The organism is Pseudomonas sp. MT3, assembly GCF_054720805.1.
In genome coordinates this window covers 53336-77292 of sequence record NZ_JBTVPY010000026.1, presented here as the reverse complement: position 1 = coordinate 77292, position 23957 = coordinate 53336, and the positions used below count along the sequence as shown (strand labels likewise).

Genomic DNA, 23957 nt, shown 5'->3' with positions numbered 1-23957 from the left:
TTCCCACCCAACAGGTATCTCTGTACTCAACGACAGTTCGTCCATTACGGAGATGTACCTATGCATGATCAGGAAGAGATGTCCCTTTCCCGGCGTACCCTGCTGGCTGGCGCGGTAGTGCTCGGCGTTACCGGCTCGATGCTCGGCAGCGGACGTGCCCTGGCCAGGGGCGGAGAGCCGGCGCCGAAGAACATGGGGCCGGCACCTGACCTGTCCAAACTGGAGCACGTCAAGGTCGATCTGGTCGCCCCGCCCTTCGTCCATGCACACGAGCAGCGCGTCAGCGGCAAGCCTCGCGTGGTCGAGTTCCGCATGGTGATCGAAGAGAAGAAGCTGGTCATCGACGACGATGGCACCGAGATCCACGCCATGACCTTCAACGGCTCGGTTCCCGGCCCGATGATGGTGGTGCACCAGGACGACTACCTGGAGCTCACCCTGGTCAACCCGGCCACCAACACCCTGACCCACAACATCGACTTCCACGCCTCTACCGGTGCCCTGGGTGGCGGCGCGCTGACCATCATCCAGCCCGGCGAGGAAGTGAAGCTGCGCTTCCGTGCGACCCGCCCCGGCGTGTTCGTCTACCACTGCGCACCGGGCGGCGCGATGATCCCGTGGCACGTGGTCTCGGGCATGAACGGCGCGATCATGGTGCTGCCGCGCGATGGCCTGAAGGACCGCGACGGCAAGGCGCTGAAGTACGACAAGGTGGTCTACATCGGCGAGCAGGACTACTACGTCCCGCGCGACAAGGACGGCAAGTTCAAGCGCTACGCAACGCCGATGGAAGGCTACAACGACACGCTGGAAGTCATGAAGGGGCTGATCCCCAGCCACATCGTGTTCAACGGCAAGGTCGGCGCGCTGACCGGCAAGAACGCGCTGACCGCCAATGTCGGCGAGACCATGCTGATCATCCATTCCCAGGCCAACCGCGACACCCGCCCGCACCTGATCGGCGGCCACGGCGACCACGTATGGGCCACCGGCAAGTTCCACAACCCGCCGGAGGAAGACCTGGAAACCTGGTTCATCCCAGGCGGCGCGGCCGGCGCTGCGCTCTACACCTTCCTGCAGCCGGGCCTGTACACCTACCTCAACCACAACCTGATCGAGGCCGTCCTGCTGGGCGCCGCCGCGCACATCCAGGTCGAAGGCAAGTGGGACTCCGACCTGATGAGCCAGATCGAGCCGCCAACGCCGATCAAGTAAGACCCGCGGCCGGCCCGTAGGGGCCGGCCATTTCCCGGCTATCTCCCGGAGCGGACATCGCAGCCCATGCGCAAGACAACCCTGATCGGCGTACCCGCCGCGCTCCTGGTCGGCGCCGCCGTCCTGCTGCTGCGGCCGCAGTACGACACCGAACTGGCGCCGGAAACCGTGAAGCTGGCGCCACGCGACTTCAACTTCCGCCCTGCCGGCGACTACTGGCAGGACAAGCGCGCCATCGACGCACCGTCGCGGCAGGAACAACTGCAACCGCGCTTCGAGGTGATGAAGTACCAGGTCAGCCAGGCCGAGTACGCCCGCTGCGTGGCCGACGGCGACTGCCTGGCGCTGGACAGCGGCAACACCGCGCGCGACGACCTGCCGCTCACCGGCGCCAGCCTGCTGGACGCGCAGCTCTATGCCGACTGGCTGTCGAAGCGTACCGGCCAGGCGTGGCGCCTGCCCACCGACCGCGAGTGGGCCTTCTTCGCCGGCTCGCGCTGGGCCGACGACGCCTTGCGCATCGAGGACGACGATGGCAGCAACCCGGCCATGCGCTGGCTGGCGCGCTATCGCTTCGAGGCCGAGACCCGCACCAGCGCCTCGGCGCTGCCACAGGCACGCGGCAGCCACGGGCTGAACGAGTTCGGTGTGGCGGACCTGGGCGGCAACGTCTGGGAGTGGACGCAAAGCTGCCACCAGCGGGTCAACCTCGACACCCAGGGCACCCAGACCCACCGCGCGGAGTTCTGCTCGATCCGCATCGCCGAAGGCCGTCACCGCGCCGCGATCAACGATTTCGTGCGCGACGCCCGCGGCGGCGGCTGCAGCGCCGGCCAGCCGCCGGACAACCTCGGCTTCCGCCTGGTCAGGGACATCCCTTGATTCCCCTCAAGTTCTGCCGTCCACCCTCAAAGGTATGCTGCGGCGGGACCCAGGGAATCATTGCCGTGACCACCGACATCTCCCTCAACCGCGCCTGGCTGGCCAACCTGCCGCCGTTCGCCAACAGCAGTCGCGAAGAACAGGACGACATCCTGCGCCAGGCCAGCGTGCTGCGCCTGCGCTGCGGCACCACCGTGTTCGAGCAGGGCGCTCCAGCGGAGGCCTTCTACCTGCTGGTCCACGGCCGCCTGAAAGCGACCCAGCTCACCGGCGACGGCCAGCGCGTGCTGGTGCGCCTGGTCAATCCGGGGGACCTGTTCGGCTTCGTCCGCGCCCTCGGCCGACGGGACTATCCGGCCACCGCCAGCGCCACCCTGGAGAGCCTCGCGCTGTCCTGGCCGACCAGCCAATGGGAACCCCTGCTGGCACGCCATCCCGGTTTCGCACTGAACACCGTGCAGGCCATCGGCGTGCGCTTGCAGGAGGCCCACGTGCGTTTCTGCGAACTGGCCACCGAGGAAGTCGAGCGCCGGGTCGCCCACACCGTCCTGCGTCTGGTGCAGCAATCCGGCTCTCCGGAGGCAGAGGGCATCCGCATCGATTTTCCGGTCACCCGCCAGGACATCGCCGAGATGACCGGCACCACCCTGCACACCGTCTCGCGCATCCTCAGCGCCTGGGAAGACCGCGGCCTGGTGCGCGGCGGGCGGCAGAAGCTGCTGGTCCGCAACCCTCAGCAACTGATGCAGATCGCCGGCGGCGACGAGCGGGAATCGGCGCCTGGAGGCGCTTGACTGCAATCAAGGAGCTTCGCGCGCGCCCTTCCCTAGACTGACCACCACCGCCGCCACGACGACTGCGGCCGCCCGTGTCCACTCCACCCGAGGCCTGCCATGAACGAAAACCTCACCGAACGCACCCTCAGCGACCTGGCCTTCAGCGTGCCCGGCAGCACCGCGCTGTTCCACGACTACAAGCTCGATTTCTGCTGCGCCGGGCAGCGCAGCCTGCGCGAAGCGGCCAGCGAGCAAGGCCTCGACGCCCAGCGCATCGCCGATGAGCTCAAGGCCCTGCCGTCGGCCAACGAACAGACCGACTGGCGGCTCAGCAGCAACGACCAGTTGATCGACCACATCCTCGAGCGCTACCACAAGGTCCACCGTGAGCAGCTGCCGGCGCTGATCCCGCTGGCCGAACGTGTCGAGAACACCCATGCCGCGCACCCGCAATGCCCGGCCGGCCTGACCGCGCACCTGAAGAAGATGCAGGAAGAGCTGGAATGGCATATGTGCAAGGAGGAGAGCGTGCTCTTCCCCTGGCTGCGCCAGGGGATTCCGCTGACCCACGTGCAGGGGCCGATCGGCGTGATGCGTCATGAGCACGACGAGCATTCGCAGTCGCTGGCGGTGCTGGCCGATCTGACCGGCGACCTCACCGTGCCCACCGATGGCTGCAACAGCTGGCGCCGGCTCTACACCGGTCTGGAAGAGCTGCGCCGAGACCTGATGCAGCATATCCACCTGGAGAACAACCTGCTTTTCCTCGGCGCCAACCATCCGGCCTGAGCGGCCTTCGGGACCCAGGAGGGCTGCCAGTGACAGCTTGTCTCACCACGCTGCCGGCCAATAACGCGCATACTGGGAGGATTGTCCCCGCCCAGGAGCGCTCCGCCATGCTCGCGCATCGCGTCCACCACCAGATTCTGTGCGGCCACCACCTGTTCAACGTGCTCAACGAAGAACAGTTGGAGCAGCTGCTCGCCACCAGCACGCTGCTCAACCTGGAGAAAGGCGACAAGCTGTTCCTCCAGGGCGAGCCGGCCCATGCTTTCTATTTCGTGATTTCCGGTGCGGTGAAGATCTACCGCCTGACCCCGGAGGGCCAGGAGAAGGTACTGGAAGTCGTCGGCAGCCGGCAGACCTTCGCCGAGGCCATGATGCTGATGGACACCTCCAACTACGTGGCCTCGGCCCAGGCGCTGGAGCCCACGCAGGTCTATCGCTTCGCCAACCGCACCTACATGGAGTTGCTGCACAGCAACCCGCAGTTGCCCTTCTCCCTGCTCGCCACCCTCTGCGTGCGTCTGCACCGGCGGATCAACGAGATCGAGACGCTGTCGCTGAAGAACTCCACCCACCGCGTGGTGCGCTACCTGATCACTCAGCTGAACCGCCAGGGCGGCGAAGACAACCGCTTCGAACTGCCGATGGCCAAGCAACTGGTGGCCGGGCACCTGTCGATCCAGCCGGAAACCTTCTCCCGCGTGCTGCGACGGCTGATCGACGAGGACATCATCGATCTCAGCGGGCGCACCGTACAGGTGCTCGATGTCGCCCGCCTGGAACAGTTCGAGTAAGCCATGCGCCAGTGTCTGTACTGCCAGCACGAAAGCCCCGAGGACCACGCGGACTGCCCGCAGTGCGGGATGCCGTTGCCGGTCGATCAGGAACTGGCGAAGCAGCGCCGGCTGCGGCGCTTTGCCTGGTATTGCGCGCTGCTCACGGTGTTCTGCCTGGTGATGGTGTTCTGGCTGCCGCGCTAAGCCCCGCTCCAATGCGCTTTTGCTCTTCGTAGGAGCGAGCTTGCTCGCGAACGTGCCTCGCTGCGGGGCTCGGTTCGCGAGCAAGAACTAGGCGTCCCCCTCGCTCCTACAGTCGTTATCCCTGCCGGCGAGTGAGCTGCCGATAGAGCTGCGGCAACCGCACCGGCAGCTGCGCCGGATCGTTGATCAGCAGATAGCCCTGGCTGCCGAACAGGTGCGGTAGGTAGTCCGCCGCCTCGCGGTCGATGGTGATGCAGAACGGCACCAGCCCGGCGCGACGGGCTTCCAGCACCGCCTGACGGGTATCCTCGACGCCGTAGCGGCCTTCGTAGAGATCCAGGTCATTGGGCTTGCCATCGGTGAGGATCAGCAGTACGCGCTGGCGCTCCTTGCGCTCGAGCAGCAGTTGCGTGGCCCGGCGGATCGCCGCGCCCATACGCGTGTAGTAGCCAGGGCGCAGCGCGCGGATACGTCCGCGCACGGTGTCGTTGTAGCGCTCGTCGAAAGTCTTCAGTTGGGTCAGGCGCACCTGGTGCCGGCGCAGCGACGAGAATCCGTACAGCGCGAAGCGATCGCCCACCGCCTGCAGCGCCTCACCGAACAGCAGCAGGCTGTCGCTGATCAGGTCGATGACACGGTGGTCGTTGTCGATGTGCGCGTCGGTGGACATCGACAGGTCCGCCAGCAGCAGGCACGCCAGGTCACGACGGGTCTGCCGGTGTTCCATGAACAGCCCGGGCTCGCTGCAGGTACCCAGGCGCCGCTGGACGCTGAAGTCCAGCCAGGCTTCCAGGTCCAGTTCCGCGCCCTGGGGTTGCCGGCGCAGCCACTGCGGCTGCTGGCGCAGGCTTTCGAATTGCCGGCGCAGACGCCGCGCCACGGGTGCCAGGGCGTCGGGCAATGGCGCCGGCACAGCATCGCGCGGCAGCATCGGCTGCAGGCAGACGTGATCGTCGATCAGTTGCTGGCGCCGGTAATCCCACTCCGGCAGGCGGATACCCTCGCCCAGTGGCATGTCGTCGAAATCGGCGGCCGGCAGGTCCAGGTCGAGCTTCAGGCCGCCGCCCTTCTTCTGCCGTTGGCGGGACATGCTGAGGTGGTCGAGGTCGTCCGCGACCTTCGCCGCATCCAGGTCTTCGCTGTCGTCGCCGGCACGGTCCAGTTCGACGTGCTCGGACCAGCTGAACAGGTTCTCCAGGCGAAACAGCAGCAGGCCGCCACGGCCAGGGTCCTGCTCGGTACGTTCGGCGCGTTTGCGCGCCACGCCCTTGGCCTCGCTGTGGACGGAACGGCCCTGCTCGTCGCCGTCGATCAGGTCGGTGTGCTGCGGCGCGGCCAGGCGTTGCGGTGGATAGAGCCAGAGCGGCACCGGCCAGGGCGCCTTCTCGCTGCGCGGCAACCGCTGCAGGCTGCCCGGCTCGCGCAGGGCCTGTTGCAGCGCGCGCTCCAGCGCCGCCTCGGCGGGCGGCAGCGCGGAAGGATCGGGACGCAGGCTCAGCAGCGCATCCACCAACCGGCGGTAGCGCGGGTGCAGCAGCGGGTAACGGTCAAGTACGGCGAGCGTCCAGGCCTGGTTGTCCCGGGCCCAGTGGCGCATCGGCTGACTGCGCGCGGCCAGCAGCGCCAGCCAGCGGTAGAGTTCGCGGTTCAGCTCGGCATCGGGGAACACCGCCAGTTGCGCGGGCAGACGCAGGGAGTCGGCGTCGAACCAGGCCACCGGCAGTTGCTGGCAGGTGCCGGCTACCTGTTGCAGCAGGCTGCGGCGTACCAACAGTTCGCGGGCGCTGGCCGCCTCCACGCCGACGCCGGCCTCGCCGCCGGTGCCACGGAATAGCAACAGCAGGCTGCGCCGTACGTCGTCCAGGGCTACCGCCGCGTCCTCGAACTCAGGGCTGGCGCGACGGGTGATGAAGCGGTGCCAGGCGCGGCCGAAGCCTTCTTCGATTTCGAGGTGGATGGTCATGGGAGGACTCCCTTACCGGCTAGCGCAGATAGTTTCAGGCCGCTCGGACTGTCCCCCTCCCTCTGGGAGAGGGAACCACTCGTGCCGATGGGTGACTCGAAGCCACCCTGCTGCCAGGGTCATACAAGAAAAGGGCCCGCCGCAAAGCGGACGGGCCCCGTGTCACTGGTTGGGTTCAGCTCACCTGGGCCGCGCCGGAAGCAACAGCCACGCGGCCGCGCTGGCGGAAGCTCAGCAGGTAGCAGATCAGCCCGATGAAGAAACCGACACCGGAGTACAGGCGCAGCCAGAAGAAGATCTTCAACTGGTCGACCGTGGCCATGAACGGCATGGCGGCGCCATCGGCCGGCAGGCGTTGCAGCCAGACCTGCACCACACCGGCGGCGGTGAGCATCAGGGTGATCAGCAGCATGGAGATGGTCATCAGCCAGAAGCCCCAGATCTCCAGGCTCTGCGCACGGGCGTCAGGCGCTTCGCCGATGCCCCGCAGGCGCGGCATGGCATAGCTGATCATGGTCATGACGATCATCGCGTAGGCGCCGTAGAACGCCAGGTGGCCGTGGGCGGCGGTAAGCTGCGAGCCGTGGGTGTAGTAGTTCACCGGAGCCAGGGTGTGCAGGAAGCCCCACACGCCGGCACCGAGGAAGGCGGTCACGGTGGTGCCCAGAGCCCAGAGCGCGGCGGCCTTGTTCGGGTGCTCGCGGCGACGGCGGTTCACCATGTTGAAGGCGAACAGCACCATTGCGAAGAACGGCAGCGGTTCCAGGGCGGAGAAGATCGAGCCCAGCCACAGCCAGACGCCCGGCGCGCCGATCCAGAAGAAGTGGTGGCCAGTGCCGATGATGCCGGTGATCAGGGCCATCGCGATGATCACATAGAGCCACTTCTCCACGACTTCGCGGTCGACACCGGTGATCTTGATCAGCACGAAGGCCAGCATCGAGCCCATGATCAGCTCCCACACGCCTTCCACCCACAGGTGCACGACCCACCACCAGTAGTACTTGTCGCGGGCCAGGTTCTCCGGGTTGTAGAAGGAGAACAGGAAGAACACCGCCAGGCCCACCAGGCCGGTCATCATCACCACGCTGACGGCGGTCTTGCGACCCTTGAGCATGGTCATACCGATGTTGAACAGGAAGCCCAGCGCCACGATCACGATACCTATCTTGGTGATCGTCGGCTGCTCGAGGAACTCCCGGCCCATCGTCGGCAACAGCTCGTTGTGGGTCAGCTTGGCCAGGCCAGCATAGGGCACCAGCAGGTAGCCCAGGATAGTCAGCACGCCGGCGATGGCGAACACCCAGAACAGCAGGATGGCCAGTTTCGGGCTGTACAGCTCGCGGTCGGCTTCCTCGGGGATCAGGTAGTAGGCCGCGCCCATGAAGGCGAACAGCAGCCAGACGATCAACAGGTTGGTGTGCACCATCCGGGCGACGTTGAACGGGATCGCCGGGAACAGGAAGTCACCGACCACATACTGCATGCCCATGATCAGGCCGAAGATGATCTGCCCGACGAAGAGCATCAGGGCGAACACGAAGTACGGCTTGGCCACCGACTGCGAAGCGAATTTCAGATAGGGATTGCCCGGGTTCATGATCAACCCTCCTTGTTCGGCGGCCATTTGTTGGTGTCGATCTTCGATGTCCACAGCAGGAACGCGGCGAGATCGGTGACCTCCTGATCGCTCAGGTGGAACTGCGGCATCTGCCGGCGGCCGGGCACGCCCAGCGGTTGCATCTTCATCCAGGCGGCGAGGAAGCTGCCGAAGGCCGCGTCACCGCCACGGCGGACCGCGACGTTACCCAGCTCCGGCGCGAAGTAGGCGCCTTCACCGAGGATCGAGTGGCAACCCACGCAGTTGTTCTGCTCCCATACCAGCTTGCCGCGCACCACCGACTCGGTGAGCTCACTCTGGTTGGTGCGTTCGGGGAACTTCTTCTCTGTGTGATAGGTGAGGGCGAGGAACACCAGGAAGAAGAACACGCCTCCTCCCAGGTAGATGTTCCTCGCCATACCTTTGGTGAATGTCTCTGACATGGGGCCCTCCTAGGTCACGGTCCGTTGCCATTCTAGGAAGGGAGCCTGGCGAATCCGCTTGATGGCAATCAAGAAAGACCAATGCTTCTAGTCAGGTATTTTTCTTGAAGAAAATCAGTGCGTTGCGTGAAGCGCCAGGATCACGCCGGTGATTGCCAGCGGCCAACCGAGCAGCAGCGATTGCCATAGCCGCGGGCCACGGTTCAGCTCCATGAAGCGCAGCGCGATGAGCCAGGCCTTGCCCAGGCCGAGCAGGAGGATCACCGCCACCGGCAGTAACGCGTCGGGCGCGCGGTGGCCCAGCCAGACCCCGGCGACGGACATGGGCAGCATCAGCAGCCAGGCAATGAGCAATGTCCTCATGATCCGGGCGCCAATACGTAGACCAACGGGAACAACACCACCCAGACCAGATCGACCATGTGCCAGTACAGCGCACCGGACTCCAGCCCGCCCAGCGCCTCGTTGCGGTAGGCCCCGCGCAGGCAGCGCAGCATCATCCAGCCGATGATCACCAGCCCGAGCCAGACGTGCAGGAAGTGGAAGCCGGTAATCAGCCAGAACAGGGTGAAGAAGGTGCTGTACTCCAGGTCCAGCCCGCGGGTAGCGAGGTGGTAATACTCGCCGGACTTCAACACCACATGCGCCAGCCCCAGCAGCAGCGCGGCGCCCAGCAGGGCCGCCGCGCGCCCCTGGCGCCGGTGGCGCACCTGTTCCACCGCCAGCGCCGCGCAGAAGCCGGCGGTGAGCAGGGTCAGGGTCAGCGCCAGGGCCGTGGACAGGTCCAGCTCCGCGCGGCCTGCGCGGAAACCTTCGACGTCCAGGTACTGGGCCACGGCGAAGACGATGATCAGGATGGCGAAGACGGTCAGCTCGGCGAGGATGAAGAACCACATCGCCAGGTCGCCCGGCAGGCGCCGGGTGCTGACGGCGACCTCAGGCGAAGTGGACATCGACCAGATCCATCAACGCGGCGACCGTGGCTTCATCGTCCGACAGCGGTTCGGCCAACCCGGCGCGACAGGCATCGCGCGGCGCCACGCCGGCATTGAGCAGACGCGCGGTCAGCACCAGCAGGCGCGTCGAACAGACTTCCTCCAGCTCCTGCCGGCCCAGCCGGCGCAGGGCCACGCCCAGTTGCGCCAGACGCTGCGCCAGCTCCGGCGCGACGCCGGCCTCGCGGACGATGATCCCGGCTTCCACTTCCGGCGTCGGGTAATCGAAGCGCAGGGCGACGAAGCGCTGGCGGGTACTGGGCTTCATGCCCTTGAGCAGGTTCTGATAGCCGGGGTTGTAGGACACCACCAGCATGAAGCCCGGCGGCGCCACCAGGGCTTCGCCAGTGCGCTCGATGAACAGCTCGCGGCGGTCGTCCGCCAGCGGGTGCAGCACCACCACGGTGTCCTGCCGCGCCTCCACCACTTCGTCCAGGTAGCAGATGCCCCCCTCGCGCACTGCGCGGGTGAGCGGGCCGTCCTGCCACCAGGTGCCGTCGCTGCCGATCAGGTGGCGACCGACCAGGTCCGCCGCCGACAGGTCGTCATGGCAGGCCACGGTGTACAGCGGCAGGTTCAGGCGCTGGGCCATGTGCTGCACGAAGCGGGTCTTGCCGCAGCCGGTCGGGCCCTTGATCAGCACCGGCATGCCATGCGCGGCGGCCTCGGTGAACAGCGCCACCTCGTTGCCGGTCGCCTGGTAGAAGAGCGGCGGAATGTTCTGGGCGGGGGCGTTCATGGCGTTGGGGTTCTCCGTCGAAGCTATGGCTGGGCACGCTAGCCACTGCGGTCCCATGCCTCAAGCACAGCGCCAGAAGTTCTTGATCGGCATCAAGCCGATGCCGCACGCCCCCTCCTAGAATCGCCGCAAACGCCGGGCAGGCCGCCGGCGAAAACGATCGGCGCCCTGGGGGCGTCAACCTGTGAGGAGAAGCATTCATGAACAAAGCCCTGGTTGCCCTGCTGTTCGGCGGGCTGCTGGTCCCAGCCACAGCCGTCATGGCCAGCACCGGCGAAGAGCTGTTCAAGGCCAAGGCCTGCGTGGCCTGTCACTCCGTCGACAAGAAGCTGGTGGGACCGGCCTTCCACGACGTCGCGGCCAAGTACGGCGCACAGGGCGATGGCGTCGCCCACATCACCAACAGCATCAAGACCGGCAGCAAGGGGAACTGGGGGCCGATCCCGATGCCGCCAAACGCGGTGAGCCCGGAGGAAGCCAAGACCCTCGCGGAATGGATCGTCACGCTCAAGTAATCCCCCCGTCCAGGGCCGGCGCCACCGGCCCTGGCGCGATTCGGTTCAACACGGTAAGTGGAGGAAGGAGGCCCCATGTTCGGCGTTCGCAATCTGTTCGGGACAGTGCTCGGTTGGCTGTTGCTCATGGCCAGTCTGGCCGCCCAAGGCGCCGACCTCAGCGACCTGGAACGAACCCGCATCCTGCAGGTGTTCCCCCAGGTCGACCACATCGGCGAACCCGAGGGGGAATACGGTGTACGGCGCCTGTCCCAGGGCGACAAGCTCCTCGGCTATGCCTTCCAGAGCATCCGCGTCACCCGCATTCCCGCGTATTCCGGCAAGCCGATCAACGTCCAGGTGATCCTCGATCCGCAGGCCGTGATCCGCGACAGCTACGTCCTCGAACACCATGAGCCGATCCTGCTGATCGGCATTCCCGAAGAGAAACTGCACGCCTTCACCGCCGGCTATTCCGGACTGCGCGCCGACCAGCGGGTCGCCGTGGGCCGCTCCGGCGATCCGCAGACCGTCACCGTGGATGCCGTGGCCGGCGCCACCGTGACCGTCATGGTGGTCAATGAGATCATCATGCGCGCCGCCCGCACCGTGGCGGTGTCGCTCAAGCTGATCAAGGACGACGGCCAGGTACGGCCCAAGCCGGCGATCGTCCGCGACGACGCCTATCAACCGGCGAGCTGGAGCGAGCTGCTGGGCAACGGCGCCATCCGCCAGCTGAAGCTGACCCGCGGACAGATCGACGACGCCTTCAAGGGCACCGCCGCCGAGAAGGTCGGCCAGGCCCACGATGCGCAGCAGCGCGAAGAAACCTTCATCGACCTTTATACCGCCCTGCTCGATGTGCCCAGCATCGGCCGCAACCTGCTGGGCGAGAAGCAGTACAACGAGCTGCGCGAATCGCTGAAACCCGGCGAGCATGCGGTCGTCGTGCTGGGCAACGGCCAGTATTCGTTCAAGGGCTCGGGCTACGTGCGCGGCGGCATCTTCGACCGGGTGCAGGTCCGCCAGTTCGGCGACATCCTCAGCTTCCGCGACCTCGACTACCAGCGCCTGTCGGACACCTACGCCGAGGGCATGCCGCACTTCGCCGAGATGGCGATCTTCATCGTCCGCGCCGCGCAGCGCTTCGACCCCGGCACCCCGTGGGACCTGGAACTGCTGGTGCGCCGCCAGACCGGCCCGGTGGACAGCCTGTTCACCACCTTCGACCTGGGCTACCAGACGCCCGAGTCCTATCTCGACCGGCCGCAGCCGACCGCCGCGGAACTGGAAGCGCTGGCAGACGCCAAGCGCCCGATGTGGCTGCGCGTCTGGTACCAGAAGAGCTTCCAGATCGGCGTGCTGCTCAGCGCCCTGGGGCTGCTCGCGGTGATCCTGTTCCTGCAGGACAACCTGACCCGCCGCCCGCAACTGCTGCACTGGCTGCGCCGCGGCTACCTGCTGTTCACCCTGACCTACATCGGCTGGTACTGCCTGGGGCAGCTCTCGGTGGTCAACGTGCTGACCTTCGTCCACTCGCTGTTCGAAGGCTTCCGCTGGGAACTGTTCCTCATCGACCCGGTGCTGTTCATCCTCTGGACCTTCACCGCCGCCAGCATCCTGCTCTGGGGCCGTGGCGTGTTCTGCGGCTGGCTGTGCCCGTTCGGGGCCCTGCAGGAGCTGCTCAACGAGGCCGCGCGCAAGCTGAAGGTTCCGCAGTACGAGCTGCCCTTCGCCGTCCACGAGCGGCTCTGGGCGATCAAGTACATCGTCCTGCTGGTGCTGTTCGGCCTCTCCCTGGAGTCGCTGTCCACCGCCGAGCGCTTCGCCGAGGTCGAGCCCTTCAAGACCGCCATCACCCTGCACTTCGACCGCCAGTGGTGGTTCGTGGCCTACGTGGCCGTGCTGCTGGTCATCAACCTGTTCACCCGCAAGGTCTATTGCCGCTACGTCTGCCCGCTGGGCGCCGCCCTGGCGATCCCCGGCAAGGCGCGCCTGTTCGACTGGCTCAAGCGGCGCAAGGAGTGCGGCCAGCCATGCCAGCTGTGCGCCAAGGAATGCGAGATCCAGGCCATCCATCCCGATGGCCGGATCAACGCCAACGAGTGCCACTACTGCCTCGACTGCCAGATGACCTACCACAACGAGAACAAGTGCCCGCCGCTGGTGAACAAGCGCAAGAAGCGCGGCAAGCGCGCGGCCGCCAGCGACGACGACCAGCTGATTGCGGTGCAACAGATCTGACCATTTGCCTTAAGGAAGGAGCAGAACATGACTGACAAGAAACAGCAGCACGACGAGACCACCGGGCTCAGCCGGCGTGGATTCCTCGGCGCTTCCGCGGTGACCGGCGCAGCTGCGCTGGTGACCGCGGGTTCGATGGGGGCCTTCACCTCGCGCGAGGCCTGGGCCGAGGCGGCCAAGTCCGCCAAGCAGAACTCCATCCATATCGCCCCCGGCGAGCTGGACGAGTACTACGGCTTCTGGAGCGGCGGCCACCAGGGTGAAGTGCGGGTACTGGGCGTACCGTCGATGCGCGAACTGATGCGCATCCCGGTGTTCAACGTCGACTCGGCCACCGGCTGGGGCCTGACCAACGAGAGCAAGCGCGTCCTCGGCGACAGCGCGCATTTCCAGAACGGCGACTGTCACCACCCGCACATCTCGATGACCGACGGCAAGTACGACGGCAAGTACCTGTTCATCAACGACAAGGCCAACAGCCGCGTCGCGCGTATCCGCCTGGACATCATGAAGTGCGACAAGATCACCACCATCCCCAACGTGCAGGCCATCCACGGCCTGCGCCTGCAGAAGGTGCCGCACACCAAGTACGTGCTCTGCAACGCCGAGTTCATCATCCCGCACCCCAACGACGGATCGAGCTTCGACATCACCGGGGATAACGCCTTCACCATGTACAACGCGGTCGATGCCGAGACGATGGAAGTGGCCTGGCAGGTCATCGTCGACGGCAACCTCGACAACAGCGACATGGACTACACCGGCCGCTTCGCCGCCTCCACCTGCTACAACTCGGAGAAGGCCACCGACCTGGCCGGCATGATGCGCAACGAGCGCGACTGGGTGGTGGTGTTCGATATTCCCGCCATCGAGAAGGAGATCAAGGCCAAGCGCTTCATCACCCTGGGCGACAGCAAGGTGCCGGTGGTCGATGGCCGCAAGAAGGACGGCAAGGACAGCGTCGTCACCCGCTACATCCCGGTGCCGAAGAACCCCCACGGCCTCAACACCTCGCCGGACGGCAAGTACTTCATCGCCAACGGCAAGCTCTCCCCCACCTGCACCATGATCGCCATCGACAAGCTGCCCGACCTGTTCGCCGGCAAGCTCAAGGATCCGCGCGACGTGGTGGTCGGTGAGCCGGAACTGGGCCTGGGCCCGCTGCACACCACCTTCGACGGTCGCGGCAACGCCTACACCACGCTGTTCATCGACAGCCAGCTGGTCAAATGGAACCTGGAAGACGCCCGCCGCGCCTACAAGGGCGAGAAGGTCGACTACATCCGCCAGAAGCTCGACGTGCACTACCAACCGGGCCACAACCACGCGTCGCTGACCGAAACCAGCGAGGCGGACGGCAAGTGGGTCGTCGTGCTGAGCAAGTTCTCCAAGGACCGCTTCCTGCCCACCGGCCCGCTGCACCCGGAGAACGACCAGCTGATCGACATCTCCGGCGACGAGATGAAGCTGGTGCACGACGGCCCCACCTTCGCCGAGCCGCATGACTGCATCCTGGCCCGCCGCGACCAGATCAAGACCCGCAAGATCTGGGACCGCAACGATCCGTTCTTCGCCGAGACCGTGGCGATCGCCAAGCGCGACGGCATCGACCTGATGCAGGACAACAAGGTCATCCGCGACGGCAAGAAGGTGCGCGTCTACATGACCTCGTCCGCCCCCGCCTACGGCCTCACCGAGTTCACCGTGAAACAGGGCGACGAAGTCACCGTCACCATCACCAACCTGGACGAGATCGAGGACGTCAGCCACGGCTTCGTCATGGTCAACCACGGCGTGAGCATGGAGATCAGCCCGCAGCAGACCTCCTCCATCACCTTCACCGCCGGCAAGCCCGGCCTGTACTGGTACTACTGCAGCTGGTTCTGCCATGCGCTGCACATGGAAATGGTCGGCCGCATGATGGTGGAAAAGGCCTGATTCCAGGCCCCTGGCCCCGCCGGCAGCCGCCGGCGGGGCCATTGATGAGAAGGTATTGCATGTTACCCACGAGGCCAAGCCTAGCCCTGTTGCTGTGGCCGCTACTGTTTTTCGCGGCGGGCGTCCAGGCGCAGCTGCAATCCATCGAGCAGTTACCACTGCAGGCCGACGGGGATATCCGCACCCTGCCGGCCGGCAACTACACCGGCAACTTCACCATCGACCAGCCGCTGCACCTGCGCTGCGCGCCTGGCGCACTGATCGACGGCCAGGGCCAGGGCAGCACGCTGCATGTCCGGGTGCCCGGCGTCACCATCGAAGGCTGCACCCTGCGCAACTGGGGGCATAACCTGACGGACATGGATGCAGCGATCTTCGTCGACAAGATCGCCACCGGCACGATCGTCCGCGGCAATGACCTGCAGGGCATCGGCTTCGGTATCTGGCTCGACGCCACCCAGGACGTCCAGATCCTCGACAACCGCATCCAGGGCGACCCCAGCGTGCGCTCCCAGGACCGTGGCAACGGCATCCACCTCTACGCGGTGAAGAACGCCCTGGTGCGCGGCAACCAGGTGCACCAGACCCGCGATGGCGTGTACATCGACACCTCCAACGACAGCGCCATCGAAGACAACCGCTTCGAGGACCTGCGTTACGGGGTGCACTACATGTTCACCAACAACAGCCGCGTGATCGGCAACCTGACCCGGCATACGCGCACCGGCTACGCGCTGATGCAGAGCCACCACCTCACCGTGGTCGGCAACCGCTCGGTGGACGACCAGAACTACGGCATCCTGATGAACTACATCACCTACTCCACCCTCACCGACAACCGCGTGGAAAGCGTCCGCAGCGGCGATGGCGGCGGCGACGCGATGATCGCCGGGGCCGAGGGCAAGGCCCTGTTCATCTACAACTCGCTGTTCAACCGCATCGAGAACAACCGCTTCGAAAGCAGCGCCCTGGGCATTCACCTGACCGCCGGCTCCGAGGACAACCGCATCAGCGGCAACGCCTTCATCGGCAACCGCCAGCAGGTCAAGTACGTGGCCAACCGGCAGCAGGAATGGTCGGCCGACGGTCACGGCAACTACTGGAGCGACTACCTGGGCTGGGACCGCAACGCCGACGGCGTCGGCGACGTCGCCTACGAGCCCAACGACAAGGTCGACCAGTTGCTGTGGATGTACCCGCAGGTGCAACTGCTGATGACCAGCCCGGCCATCGAACTGCTGCGCTGGGTGCAGCGCGCCTTCCCGGTCACCCGCCCACCCGGCGTGCGTGACAGCTTCCCGCTGATGCGGGCGCCGAACCAGGAGCCACGGCCATGAAGCCCGTCGAAATCCATGACGCGACCCTCGACTACGGCGGCTTCACCGCCCTGCACGGGCTCGACCTGCAACTGAACGCCGGCGAAGTGCTCGGCCTGCTCGGACACAACGGCGCCGGCAAGACCACCACGATCAAGCTGATCCTCGGCCTGCTCCAGCCGACCCGCGGCTCGGTGCGGGTCTTCGGCCAGGCGCCGGACGACCCGGCGGTGCGTCGAAGAACCGGCTTCCTGCCGGAAAACGTAACCTTCTACCCTCAACTCACCGGCCGCGAGACCCTGCACCACTTCGCCCGGCTCAAGGGTGTACGGTCCGCCGAGGCGGACGAGCTGCTGGAGCAGGTGGGCCTGAGCCACGCCGTCGGGCGCCGGGTGAAGACCTACTCCAAAGGCATGCGCCAGCGCCTTGGCCTGGCCCAGGCGATGCTCGGCCAGCCGCAACTGCTGCTGCTCGACGAGCCCACCGTCGGCCTCGACCCCATCGCCACGATCGAGCTGTATCAGTGGCTGGACCGCCTGCGGGCGCAGGGCACCGGGATCATCCTCTGCTCCCATGTGCTGCCCGGCGTGGAATCGCACATCGACCGCGCCGCGATCCTCGCCAAGGGCCGGCTGCAAACGGTCGGCAGCCTGGCCGAACTGCGCCGGGACGCCGGGCTGCCGGTGCGCATCCGCTTCAGCGGCACGCCCGGTGACGACGGCTCGCGGCGCTGGCAGGCCGCCGGCCATGCGATCGAGGCCCTGGATAACCGGCGCCTCGAACTGCGCGTGGGCGAAGAACGGCAGCATGAGGTGCTCAGCAGGCTGCTCGAAGAGCGGGTCAGCGACCTCGAAGTGCTGCCGCCGTCGCTGGAAGACCTTTACCGCCACCACATGGAAAACACCGGCCAAGCCGTGGGAGCCCAACCATGAGTCCGCTCTGGAACATCGCCCGCAAGGAGCTGGCCGATGGCTTGCGCAATCGCTGGATGCTCGCCATCAGCCTGCTGTTCGCCCTGCTCGCGGTCGGCATCGCCTGGCTGGGCGCCGCCGCCAGCGGCCAGGTCGGCTTCACCTCGCTGCCGTCCACGCTGGCCAGCCTGACCAGCCTGGCGACCTTCCTGATGCCGCTGATCGCCCTGCTGCTGGCCTACGACGCCATCGTCGGCGAGGAGGAAGGCGGTACGCTGATGCTGCTGCTGACCTACCCACTGGGCCGTGGCCAACTGCTGCTCGGGAAGTTCCTCGGGCACGGCCTGGTCCTGGGGCTTGCCACCCTGCTGGGCTTCTCCGCCGCCGCGCTGGCCATTGCCGTGCTGGTCCCGGACATCCCGCTGGCGCAGTTGCTGGGGTCCTTCGGCCGTTTCATCCTGTCGTCCTGCCTGCTCGGCTGGACCTTCCTGGCCATCGCCTACGCCGTGAGCAGCCGGGTCAGCGAGAAATCCACCGCCGCAGGCCTCGCGCTGGGCGTGTGGTTCTTCTTCGTGCTGCTGTTCGATCTGGCCCTGCTGGCCCTGCTGGTGATCGGCAAGGGCCAGTTCAGCGCCAACCTGCTGCCCTGGCTGCTGCTGCTCAACCCCACCGACCTGTACCGCCTGATCAACCTGCCCGGCTTCGGCTCCGAACTGGGCGGCGTCCTGACCCTGGGCCGGGACCTGGCCGTGCCGCCCGCCGCGCTATGGCTGGCGCTGTGCGCCTGGACCCTGGCCGCGCTGGCCCTGGCCTACGCGCTGTTCCGTCGGCGCCCGATCTGACCCGAGCCCAATCTGACTCAAGGAGCTCCCATGCTGTTGTCCCGCCCCCTTCGCCTCGGCCTTGCCGCCGGGCTTTTCGCCGTGCTGCTCGGCGGCTGCGACGATGCCGCCCAGCAGACCGCCAACCTCGCCCCGGTGCCCTTCCAGAACGGCGACGAATGCCATGTCTGCGGCATGATCATCAGCGACTTCGCCGGTCCGAAGGGCGAGGCCGTGGCCCCAGGCTCGGTGCACAAGTTCTGCTCCACCGCCGAACTGCTGGGCTGGTGGCTGCAACCGGAAAACCAGCACGGCGGCGCGCGCCTGTATGTGCACGACATGGCCCGCAGCGACTGGAACCATCCCGACGACCGGCACCTGATCGACGCCACTACGGCCTTCTACGTGGTCGGGGTGAAACGCCCCGGCGCCATGGGCGCCACCCTCGCCTCCTTCGCCGAACGCGCGGACGCCGAGCGCATGGCCAATGCCGAGGGCGGACGGGTACTGCGCTTCGACGAGATCGACCAGAGCGTCCTGCAAGGCACGTCCGGCGACCACCCGCATCATTGATGCCCTCCGGCCGGCGCACTCAGCGCCGGCCATTTTCCTCCAGCAGAGCCTGGCACTCCTCCGCCGGCAGCGGCTGGCTGATCAGGTAGCCCTGGATCTCGTCGCAGCCGTGGGCGCGCAGGAAGCGCAACTGCTCCGGGTGCTCGACGCCTTCCGCCACCACCTTCAGCTCCAGGCTGTGCGCCATCGCGATGATCGCGCGGGTGATGGCCGCGTCTTCGCCGCGCTCGGACAGGTCGCGGATGAAGGTCTGGTCGATCTTCACGTAGTCCACCGGGAAGCGTTTCAGGTAGCTGAGCGAGGAATAGCCGGTGCCGAAGTCGTCGATGGCCAGCTTCACGCCCATCTCGCGCAACTGGCGGAAGGTGACGGTGACGCTCTCGACGTTGTCCAGCAGTTGGCTCTCGGTCAGCTCCAGTTCCAGCAGGTTTGGCGGCAGGCCGGTTTCGTCAAGCACGGCGCGCACCAGCTCGACCAGGTTGCCGGTACGCAACTGGTGCACCGAGAGGTTCACCGAAACCCTCAGCTCATGGCCCTGGAGTTGCCAGGCGCGGGCCTGCTGGCAGGCACGGCGCAGGACGAACTCGCCGATGGCGCCGATCAATCCGGTTTCCTCGGCCAGGCCGATGAAATCGCCGGGCGGCACCATGCCCAGCTCCGGATGGCGCCAGCGCACCAGCGCCTCGGCGCTGTCCAGGCGCTCGTTGGCGAGGTTCAGCTTGGGCTGGTAGTGCACATCCAGCTGGCCCTCGTCGATGGCCTTGCGCAGCCGGGTTTCCAGCTGCAGGCGCTCCAGGGTGCAAGCCTGCAGGTTGTCGGTGAAGAACTGGAAGGTGTTGCCGCCCAGGTGCTTGGCGTGGTGCATGGCCATGTTCGCCTGGCTCATCAGCGCGGAGATTTCCCAGGCGTTGTCCGGCAGCAGGCTGATGCCCACCGAGGCACTGATCACCAGTTCGTGGCCACCCACGGTCATCGGTGTGCGCAGCTTGGCCAGCAGGCGGCTGGACAACCGCGCCAGCGCCGCCAGGCTGGCATAGGAATCGATCAGCACGGCGAATTCGTTGCCGGACAGGCGGGCGATGGTGTCGGCCTCGGGCACCGTCTGGGTCATGCGCCGCGCCATCTGCCGCAGCAACTGGTCGGCAACTTCGTGGCCAAGGCTGTCGTTGAGCAGCTTGAAGCGGTCCAGGTCGATCAGCAGCAGCGCCGCCGTGCGGCCTTCCTGGCGGGCGCGCTGGCTGGCCTCGTGCAGGCGCTCCTTGAACAGCGTGCGGTTGGCCAGCCCGGTGAGTTCGTCGTAGTGCGACAGGTAGCGCAGGCGCTCCTCGGCGTCGCGGCGGGCGGTGAGGTCGGCGAAGAAGCCGACCACGTGGGTCACCTGGCCACGGCCGTCGCGCACCACGTTGAGCTGCAGCCACTGCGGGTACAGCTCGCCGTTCTTGCGCGTCTCGATCAGTTCGCCCTGCCAGGTGCCCTGGCGCTCCAGTTCGGTGCGGATCGCCTGGTAGCGGCGCAGGGTTTCCGCCGAGTCCATCAGCCGGCTGGCGTTGCGCCCCAGCAGCTCCTCGCGGCGATAGCCGGTCAGGCGGGTGAAGGCCTCGTTGAGGGCGATCAGGCGGTAGCTCGGGTCGAGGATGATGATGCCTTCGCTGGCCGCCTCGAACACCGTGGCGGCCAGACGCTGCTCTTCCTCGCGCAGCTTGCGGGTAGAAATGTCGCAACGGGTACCGACCATCCGCGTGACCCGCCCACGGGCGTCGCGCTCCATCGCCCGGCCACGGTCCTCGACCCAGACCCAGTGGCCGTCGGCGTGGCGCACGCGGTATTCGATGCGGTAGCCGTCGGTACGGCCCTTGAGGTGCTCGACCAGCGCCCGGCGCAGCAGCGGCAGGTCGTCGGGGTGCAGGCGCGGGCGCAGGTCGTTGCGCACGCTCTTCACCGCCGCCTGGGTCAGCCCGAAGATTTCCTCGAGGTGCGAGTGGTGTACCTCGTCGGTCAGCAGGTTCCAGTCCCACAGTCCCAGCTCGCTGGCCTCCAGCGCCAGCGCCAGGCGCGCCTCGGTGTGGCTGAGCTGCGCGCTGCCCGCCTCCACCCGCGCCTGCAGGGCGTCGCGGGCGCGGCAGAGTTCGCGTTCGGCGCGGCGGCGCTGCTCGACTTCGCGCTCCAGGTCCTGGTTCAGCACCTCGGTTTGCGTCTTCGCGCGCTCCAGGTGCGCCACCAGGGCCTGGGCCTGGAAGCGCCGCAGCAGGCCGACATGTACCAGCCGGTGAATCTGCCAGACCACCACCAGCAGCGCCGCCAGCAGGATCATCCCGAGCACGCCCCAGCCTTGCTGCAGCGGGTTATCGCTGATCAGCAGATAGGTAATGGACGGGAACAGGCAGGGCAAGGCGAAGGTCAGGAAAGCCGGCAGGCTGACCGCATAGGCCACGCTGGCGGAGAGAATCGCGGCGGCGATCAGGCCGAACACCAGGGATTGCTGGAGGAAGGCGTCCGGCGGCACCAGGGCGATGGCGGCGAAGGCCAGGGTCAGGCCCGAGGCCCCGGCGCCGAACAGGAAGGTGCGCTGCCAGTGCGGACTGGCCTGGCGCTCGGCGGATGCGCCGTTGAAGGCGGACACCTGGATCAGCCGCAGCACGGCCAGCAGCACCAGCCATACCAGCCAGCCGGCCAGCAGCCCCGGCTGCACGTAGTCCCACAGCAACCCGGCGCAGGCCAGGCCATTGAGTAGCATGAGCAAGGTCGGCACCCGCGAGCCCTGGTAGAGCAGGCGGGTGCATTCGACGGCAATTTCGTGAGCGTACTGCTGGCGGATCTCGGCATGGCTCACCGGGATCGCCGAAGGCTCTACATAAGCAGTCATAGGCGTTTTTCTTGTAGGTTCTGGCCTAGGCGTCGGCGGAGCATACCCGAGGAGGTTGCCCCACCCAAGCAGGATGATGGCAATTGGCTGCTTGCCCTCCCAACTTTCGTCGGGAAGACGCCGGACGGCGGGCCGGTTTGCCGGGGAAAACCGCCCGTCGGTAGAATGCCATCCCATGAACGATGACCTCTCCCTCCTGCTCAATTCCCTCAATGACCCGCAGCGCCAGGCCGTGGCCGCGCCGCTGGGGCGCCAGCGCGTGCTCGCCGGCGCCGGGTCCGGCAAGACCCGCGTGCTGGTGCACCGCATCGCCTGGCTGATCCAGGTGGAGCGCGCCTCGCCGCACAGCATCCTGGCGGTGACCTTCACCAACAAGGCCGCCGCCGAGATGCGCGCGCGGATCGAGCAACTGCTGGGGATCAACCCGGCCGGCATGTGGGTCGGCACCTTCCACGGCCTGGCGCACCGCCTGCTGCGCGCGCACTGGCAGGAAGCCGGGTTGCCGGAGAACTTCCAGATCCTCGACAGCGACGACCAGCTGCGCATCGTCAAGCGCGTGGTCCGCGAGCTGGGCCTGGACGAGCAGCGCTGGCCGCCGCGCCAGGCTCAATGGTTCATCAACGGCCAGAAGGACGAAGGCAACCGCCCGCAGAACATCCAGGCCGGCGGCGACCTGTACCTGTCGACCATGGTCAGCGTCTACCAGGCCTACGAAGAAGCCTGCGCTCGTGCCGGCGTAGTGGACTTCGCCGAGCTGCTGCTGCGCTCGCTGGACCTCTGGCGCAACCGTCCGAGCCTGCTGGAGCACTACCAGCGGCGCTTCCGCCACATTCTGGTGGACGAGTTCCAGGACACCAACGCCGTGCAGTACGCCTGGCTGCGCTTCCTCGCCAAGGGCGGCGAAAGCCTGATGGCGGTGGGCGACGACGATCAGTCGATCTACGGCTGGCGCGGCGCGAAGATCGAGAACATCCTGAGCTTCGCCAACGACTTCCACGATGCTCAGGACATCCGCCTGGAGCAGAACTACCGCTCCACCGCGACCATCCTGAAGGCCGCCAACGCGCTGATCGCCAACAACAGCGGGCGCCTGGGCAAGGAGCTGTGGACCGACGGCGTCGACGGCGACCCGATCACCCTCTACGCCGGCTTCAACGAGCACGACGAGGCGCGCTACATCGTCGAGACCCTCTCGGATGCCTTGCGCAAGGACGGCATCAAGCGCAGCGAGATCGCCATCCTCTACCGCTCCAACGCCCAGTCCCGCGTGCTGGAAGAGGCGCTGCTGCGCGAGAAGATTCCCTACCGCATCTACGGCGGGCAGCGCTTCTTCGAACGTGCCGAAATCAAGAACGCCCTGGCCTACCTGCGCCTGATCCGCCTGCGCGACGACGACGCCGCGCTGGAACGGGTGATCAACGTGCCGCCACGCGGCATCGGCGAGAAGACCGTCGAGGCGATCCGCAACGCCGCGCGCCACAACGGCACCTCGATGTGGCGCGCGATCAACGACGTGATCGCCGCCAAGGCCGTGGCCGGCCGCGCCGCCAGCGCGCTGAACGGCTTCCTGGAGACCGTCGACCTGCTCGCGTTGAAGGTCGAAGGCATGCCGCTGCACCAGATGACCCAGGTCGTCATCGAGCAGTCCGGGCTGATCACCTACCACAAGGAAGAGAAGGGCGAGAAAGGCCAGGCCCGGGTGGAAAACCTGGAAGAACTGGTCAGCGCCGCCCGCGCCTTCGAGACCCCGGACGACGAGGACACCCCGCCGCTGGTGGCCTTCCTCGACCACACCGCGCTGGAGTCCGGCGACACCCAGGCCGATGCCTTCGAGGACAGCGTGCAGCTGATGACGCTGCACAGCGCCAAGGGCCTGGAGTTCCCCCTGGTGTTCCTCGCCGGCATGGAAGAAGGCCTGTTCCCGCACAAGATGAGCCTGGAAGAACCCGGCCGTCTGGAGGAAGAGCGCCGCCTGGCCTACGTCGGCATCACCCGTGCCATGCAGCGCCTGGTCATGACCTACGCGGAAACCCGCCGCCTGTATGGCAGCGAGACCTACAACAAGGTGTCGCGCTTCGTCCGCGAGATCCCGCCGGGCCTGATCCAGGAAGTACGCCTGTCCAACTCGGTGAGCCGCCCGCTGTCGGGCAACCAGTACAGCGGCAACCTGTTCAGCGGCGCCAGCGTGCCGGACACCCCGTTCAGCCTCGGCCAGTCCGTGCGCCACCCGCTGTTCGGCGACGGCGTGATCCTCAACTTCGAAGGCTCCGGCGCCCAGGCACGGGTGCAGGTGAACTTCGACAGCGAGGGCAGCAAGTGGCTGATGATGGGCTACGCGAAGCTGGAAGCGATCTGACGCTTCTTTGCTCTTCGTAGGAGCGAGCTTGCTCGCGAACCAACCTCCGCGGCGAAGCTGGT

Annotated in this window: 21 protein-coding genes; 14 read left to right on the top strand and 7 right to left on the bottom strand. The window is 66.7% G+C overall.

The genetic code is table 11. The annotated features are described in order from the left end of the window. The first annotated feature begins 60 nt into the window (after nt 1–60). The 6 genes from nirK to ACYCAX_RS22565 all read left to right on the top strand — a co-directional run bounded on the left by nirK (nt 61) and on the right by ACYCAX_RS22565 (nt 4639). Nucleotides 61–1215, top strand: a complete 1155-nt coding sequence (gene nirK, locus ACYCAX_RS22590; RefSeq protein WP_015479654.1) for a copper-containing nitrite reductase — start codon at nt 61–63, stop codon at nt 1213–1215. A 66-nt stretch (nt 1216–1281) separates the two neighbouring features. Further along, a complete protein-coding gene (locus ACYCAX_RS22585; RefSeq protein ID WP_294971152.1) occupies nt 1282–2097 on the top strand; it encodes an SUMF1/EgtB/PvdO family nonheme iron enzyme in 816 nt (271 codons plus the stop codon). Between the two features lie 65 nt (nt 2098–2162). Next, nucleotides 2163–2891, top strand: a complete 729-nt coding sequence (locus tag ACYCAX_RS22580; RefSeq protein ID WP_015479656.1) for a Crp/Fnr family transcriptional regulator — start codon at nt 2163–2165, stop codon at nt 2889–2891. 99 nt (nt 2892–2990) lie between these two features. Next, nucleotides 2991–3662 carry an iron-sulfur cluster repair protein YtfE gene (ytfE, locus tag ACYCAX_RS22575; protein ID WP_015479657.1) on the top strand — a complete coding sequence of 224 codons (672 nt, stop codon included), beginning with the start codon at nt 2991–2993 and terminating at the stop codon, nt 3660–3662. A 107-nt stretch (nt 3663–3769) separates the two neighbouring features. After that, on the top strand, nt 3770–4453 hold the full coding sequence (locus tag ACYCAX_RS22570; RefSeq protein ID WP_015479658.1) for a Crp/Fnr family transcriptional regulator: 684 nt from the start codon (nt 3770–3772) through the stop codon (nt 4451–4453). Nucleotides 4454–4456: 3 nt separating this feature from the next. Then, entirely contained in the window at nt 4457–4639 is a 183-nt protein-coding gene (locus ACYCAX_RS22565) for a hypothetical protein (protein ID WP_015479659.1), read from the top strand. Between the two features lie 115 nt (nt 4640–4754). Here the strand turns inward: ACYCAX_RS22565 and ACYCAX_RS22560 are convergent, their stop codons facing one another. The 6 genes from ACYCAX_RS22560 to ACYCAX_RS22535 form a co-directional block, all read right to left on the bottom strand. Beyond that, the gene (locus ACYCAX_RS22560; protein ID WP_460248882.1) at nt 4755–6602 is read right to left on the bottom strand and encodes a nitric oxide reductase activation protein NorD; all 1848 of its coding nucleotides are present in this window, start codon (nt 6600–6602) and stop codon (nt 4755–4757) included. A gap of 175 nt (nt 6603–6777) precedes the next feature. Then, nucleotides 6778–8205 (bottom strand): cbb3-type cytochrome c oxidase subunit I, encoded by a 1428-nt coding sequence (locus tag ACYCAX_RS22555; RefSeq protein ID WP_167650148.1) that lies wholly within the window; start codon nt 8203–8205, stop codon nt 6778–6780. Next, complete coding sequence (locus ACYCAX_RS22550) at nt 8205–8645, bottom strand: c-type cytochrome (protein ID WP_015479662.1); 441 nt, start codon at nt 8643–8645, stop codon at nt 8205–8207. Before ACYCAX_RS22550 ends, ACYCAX_RS22555 begins: the two co-directional genes overlap by 1 nt. A 114-nt stretch (nt 8646–8759) precedes the next feature. Further along, nucleotides 8760–9008: a cytochrome C oxidase subunit IV family protein gene (locus ACYCAX_RS22545; protein WP_041712278.1), complete on the bottom strand. Its 249-nt coding sequence runs from the start codon at nt 9006–9008 to the stop codon at nt 8760–8762. After that, nucleotides 9005–9598, bottom strand: a complete 594-nt coding sequence (locus tag ACYCAX_RS22540; RefSeq protein ID WP_015479664.1) for a cytochrome c oxidase subunit 3 — start codon at nt 9596–9598, stop codon at nt 9005–9007. Before ACYCAX_RS22540 ends, ACYCAX_RS22545 begins: the two co-directional genes overlap by 4 nt. Continuing rightward, entirely contained in the window at nt 9582–10379 is a 798-nt protein-coding gene (locus tag ACYCAX_RS22535; protein WP_460248881.1) for an AAA family ATPase, read from the bottom strand. The genes ACYCAX_RS22540 and ACYCAX_RS22535 overlap by 17 nt, the downstream gene beginning before the upstream one ends. Nucleotides 10380–10579: 200 nt before the next feature. Between ACYCAX_RS22535 and ACYCAX_RS22530 the strand changes: the two genes are divergently transcribed. The 7 genes from ACYCAX_RS22530 (at nt 10580) to ACYCAX_RS22500 (ending at nt 18676) form a co-directional block, all read left to right on the top strand. Beyond that, complete coding sequence (locus ACYCAX_RS22530; RefSeq protein ID WP_294971133.1) at nt 10580–10894, top strand: c-type cytochrome; 315 nt, start codon at nt 10580–10582, stop codon at nt 10892–10894. A gap of 75 nt (nt 10895–10969) precedes the next feature. Next, nucleotides 10970–13117 carry a transcriptional regulator NosR gene (nosR, locus tag ACYCAX_RS22525; RefSeq protein ID WP_294971130.1) on the top strand — a complete coding sequence of 716 codons (2148 nt, stop codon included), beginning with the start codon at nt 10970–10972 and terminating at the stop codon, nt 13115–13117. Between the two features lie 27 nt (nt 13118–13144). Next, a complete protein-coding gene (gene nosZ / locus ACYCAX_RS22520) occupies nt 13145–15055 on the top strand; it encodes a TAT-dependent nitrous-oxide reductase (protein ID WP_015479668.1) in 1911 nt (636 codons plus the stop codon). A 59-nt stretch (nt 15056–15114) separates the two neighbouring features. After that, a complete protein-coding gene (locus ACYCAX_RS22515) occupies nt 15115–16392 on the top strand; it encodes a nitrous oxide reductase family maturation protein NosD (protein ID WP_460248880.1) in 1278 nt (425 codons plus the stop codon). After that, nucleotides 16389–17303, top strand: a complete 915-nt coding sequence (locus ACYCAX_RS22510; RefSeq protein WP_015479670.1) for an ABC transporter ATP-binding protein — start codon at nt 16389–16391, stop codon at nt 17301–17303. The genes ACYCAX_RS22515 and ACYCAX_RS22510 overlap by 4 nt, the downstream gene beginning before the upstream one ends. Beyond that, complete coding sequence (locus tag ACYCAX_RS22505; RefSeq protein WP_015479671.1) at nt 17300–18124, top strand: ABC transporter permease; 825 nt, start codon at nt 17300–17302, stop codon at nt 18122–18124. Before ACYCAX_RS22510 ends, ACYCAX_RS22505 begins: the two co-directional genes overlap by 4 nt. Before the next feature lie 30 nt (nt 18125–18154). Beyond that, nucleotides 18155–18676, top strand: a complete 522-nt coding sequence (locus tag ACYCAX_RS22500; protein WP_015479672.1) for a nitrous oxide reductase accessory protein NosL — start codon at nt 18155–18157, stop codon at nt 18674–18676. Between the two features lie 19 nt (nt 18677–18695). On the opposite strand, the gene ACYCAX_RS22495 is transcribed toward ACYCAX_RS22500, so the two are convergent. After that, the gene (locus ACYCAX_RS22495; RefSeq protein ID WP_460248879.1) at nt 18696–21539 is read right to left on the bottom strand and encodes a putative bifunctional diguanylate cyclase/phosphodiesterase; all 2844 of its coding nucleotides are present in this window, start codon (nt 21537–21539) and stop codon (nt 18696–18698) included. 175 nt (nt 21540–21714) lie between these two features. Between ACYCAX_RS22495 and uvrD the strand changes: the two genes are divergently transcribed. Continuing rightward, nucleotides 21715–23895: a DNA helicase II gene (gene uvrD, locus ACYCAX_RS22490; RefSeq protein WP_294971118.1), complete on the top strand. Its 2181-nt coding sequence runs from the start codon at nt 21715–21717 to the stop codon at nt 23893–23895. The last annotated feature ends 62 nt before the right edge of the window (nt 23896–23957 follow it).

What these genes read in the sequence shown, in the direction of transcription:
- ACYCAX_RS22540 (WP_015479664.1), bottom strand. Translation starts at nt 9,598, where the DNA reads ATGTCCACTTCGCCTGAGGTCGCCGTCAGCACCCGGCGCCTGCCGGGC.
- ACYCAX_RS22500 (WP_015479672.1), top strand. Translation starts at nt 18,155, where the DNA reads ATGCTGTTGTCCCGCCCCCTTCGCCTCGGCCTTGCCGCCGGGCTTTTC.
- ACYCAX_RS22530 (WP_294971133.1), top strand. Translation starts at nt 10,580, where the DNA reads ATGAACAAAGCCCTGGTTGCCCTGCTGTTCGGCGGGCTGCTGGTCCCA.
- ACYCAX_RS22570 (WP_015479658.1), top strand. Translation starts at nt 3,770, where the DNA reads ATGCTCGCGCATCGCGTCCACCACCAGATTCTGTGCGGCCACCACCTG.
- ACYCAX_RS22515 (WP_460248880.1), top strand. Translation starts at nt 15,115, where the DNA reads ATGTTACCCACGAGGCCAAGCCTAGCCCTGTTGCTGTGGCCGCTACTG.
- ACYCAX_RS22560 (WP_460248882.1), bottom strand. Translation starts at nt 6,602, where the DNA reads ATGACCATCCACCTCGAAATCGAAGAAGGCTTCGGCCGCGCCTGGCAC.
- nosR (WP_294971130.1), top strand. Translation starts at nt 10,970, where the DNA reads ATGTTCGGCGTTCGCAATCTGTTCGGGACAGTGCTCGGTTGGCTGTTG.
- ACYCAX_RS22495 (WP_460248879.1), bottom strand. Translation starts at nt 21,539, where the DNA reads ATGACTGCTTATGTAGAGCCTTCGGCGATCCCGGTGAGCCATGCCGAG.
- ACYCAX_RS22550 (WP_015479662.1), bottom strand. Translation starts at nt 8,645, where the DNA reads ATGTCAGAGACATTCACCAAAGGTATGGCGAGGAACATCTACCTGGGA.
- ACYCAX_RS22585 (WP_294971152.1), top strand. Translation starts at nt 1,282, where the DNA reads ATGCGCAAGACAACCCTGATCGGCGTACCCGCCGCGCTCCTGGTCGGC.
- ACYCAX_RS22535 (WP_460248881.1), bottom strand. Translation starts at nt 10,379, where the DNA reads ATGAACGCCCCCGCCCAGAACATTCCGCCGCTCTTCTACCAGGCGACC.
- ACYCAX_RS22510 (WP_015479670.1), top strand. Translation starts at nt 16,389, where the DNA reads ATGAAGCCCGTCGAAATCCATGACGCGACCCTCGACTACGGCGGCTTC.
- nosZ (WP_015479668.1), top strand. Translation starts at nt 13,145, where the DNA reads ATGACTGACAAGAAACAGCAGCACGACGAGACCACCGGGCTCAGCCGG.
- ACYCAX_RS22565 (WP_015479659.1), top strand. Translation starts at nt 4,457, where the DNA reads ATGCGCCAGTGTCTGTACTGCCAGCACGAAAGCCCCGAGGACCACGCG.
- uvrD (WP_294971118.1), top strand. Translation starts at nt 21,715, where the DNA reads ATGAACGATGACCTCTCCCTCCTGCTCAATTCCCTCAATGACCCGCAG.
- ACYCAX_RS22545 (WP_041712278.1), bottom strand. Translation starts at nt 9,008, where the DNA reads ATGAGGACATTGCTCATTGCCTGGCTGCTGATGCTGCCCATGTCCGTC.
- ACYCAX_RS22505 (WP_015479671.1), top strand. Translation starts at nt 17,300, where the DNA reads ATGAGTCCGCTCTGGAACATCGCCCGCAAGGAGCTGGCCGATGGCTTG.
- nirK (WP_015479654.1), top strand. Translation starts at nt 61, where the DNA reads ATGCATGATCAGGAAGAGATGTCCCTTTCCCGGCGTACCCTGCTGGCT.
- ytfE (WP_015479657.1), top strand. Translation starts at nt 2,991, where the DNA reads ATGAACGAAAACCTCACCGAACGCACCCTCAGCGACCTGGCCTTCAGC.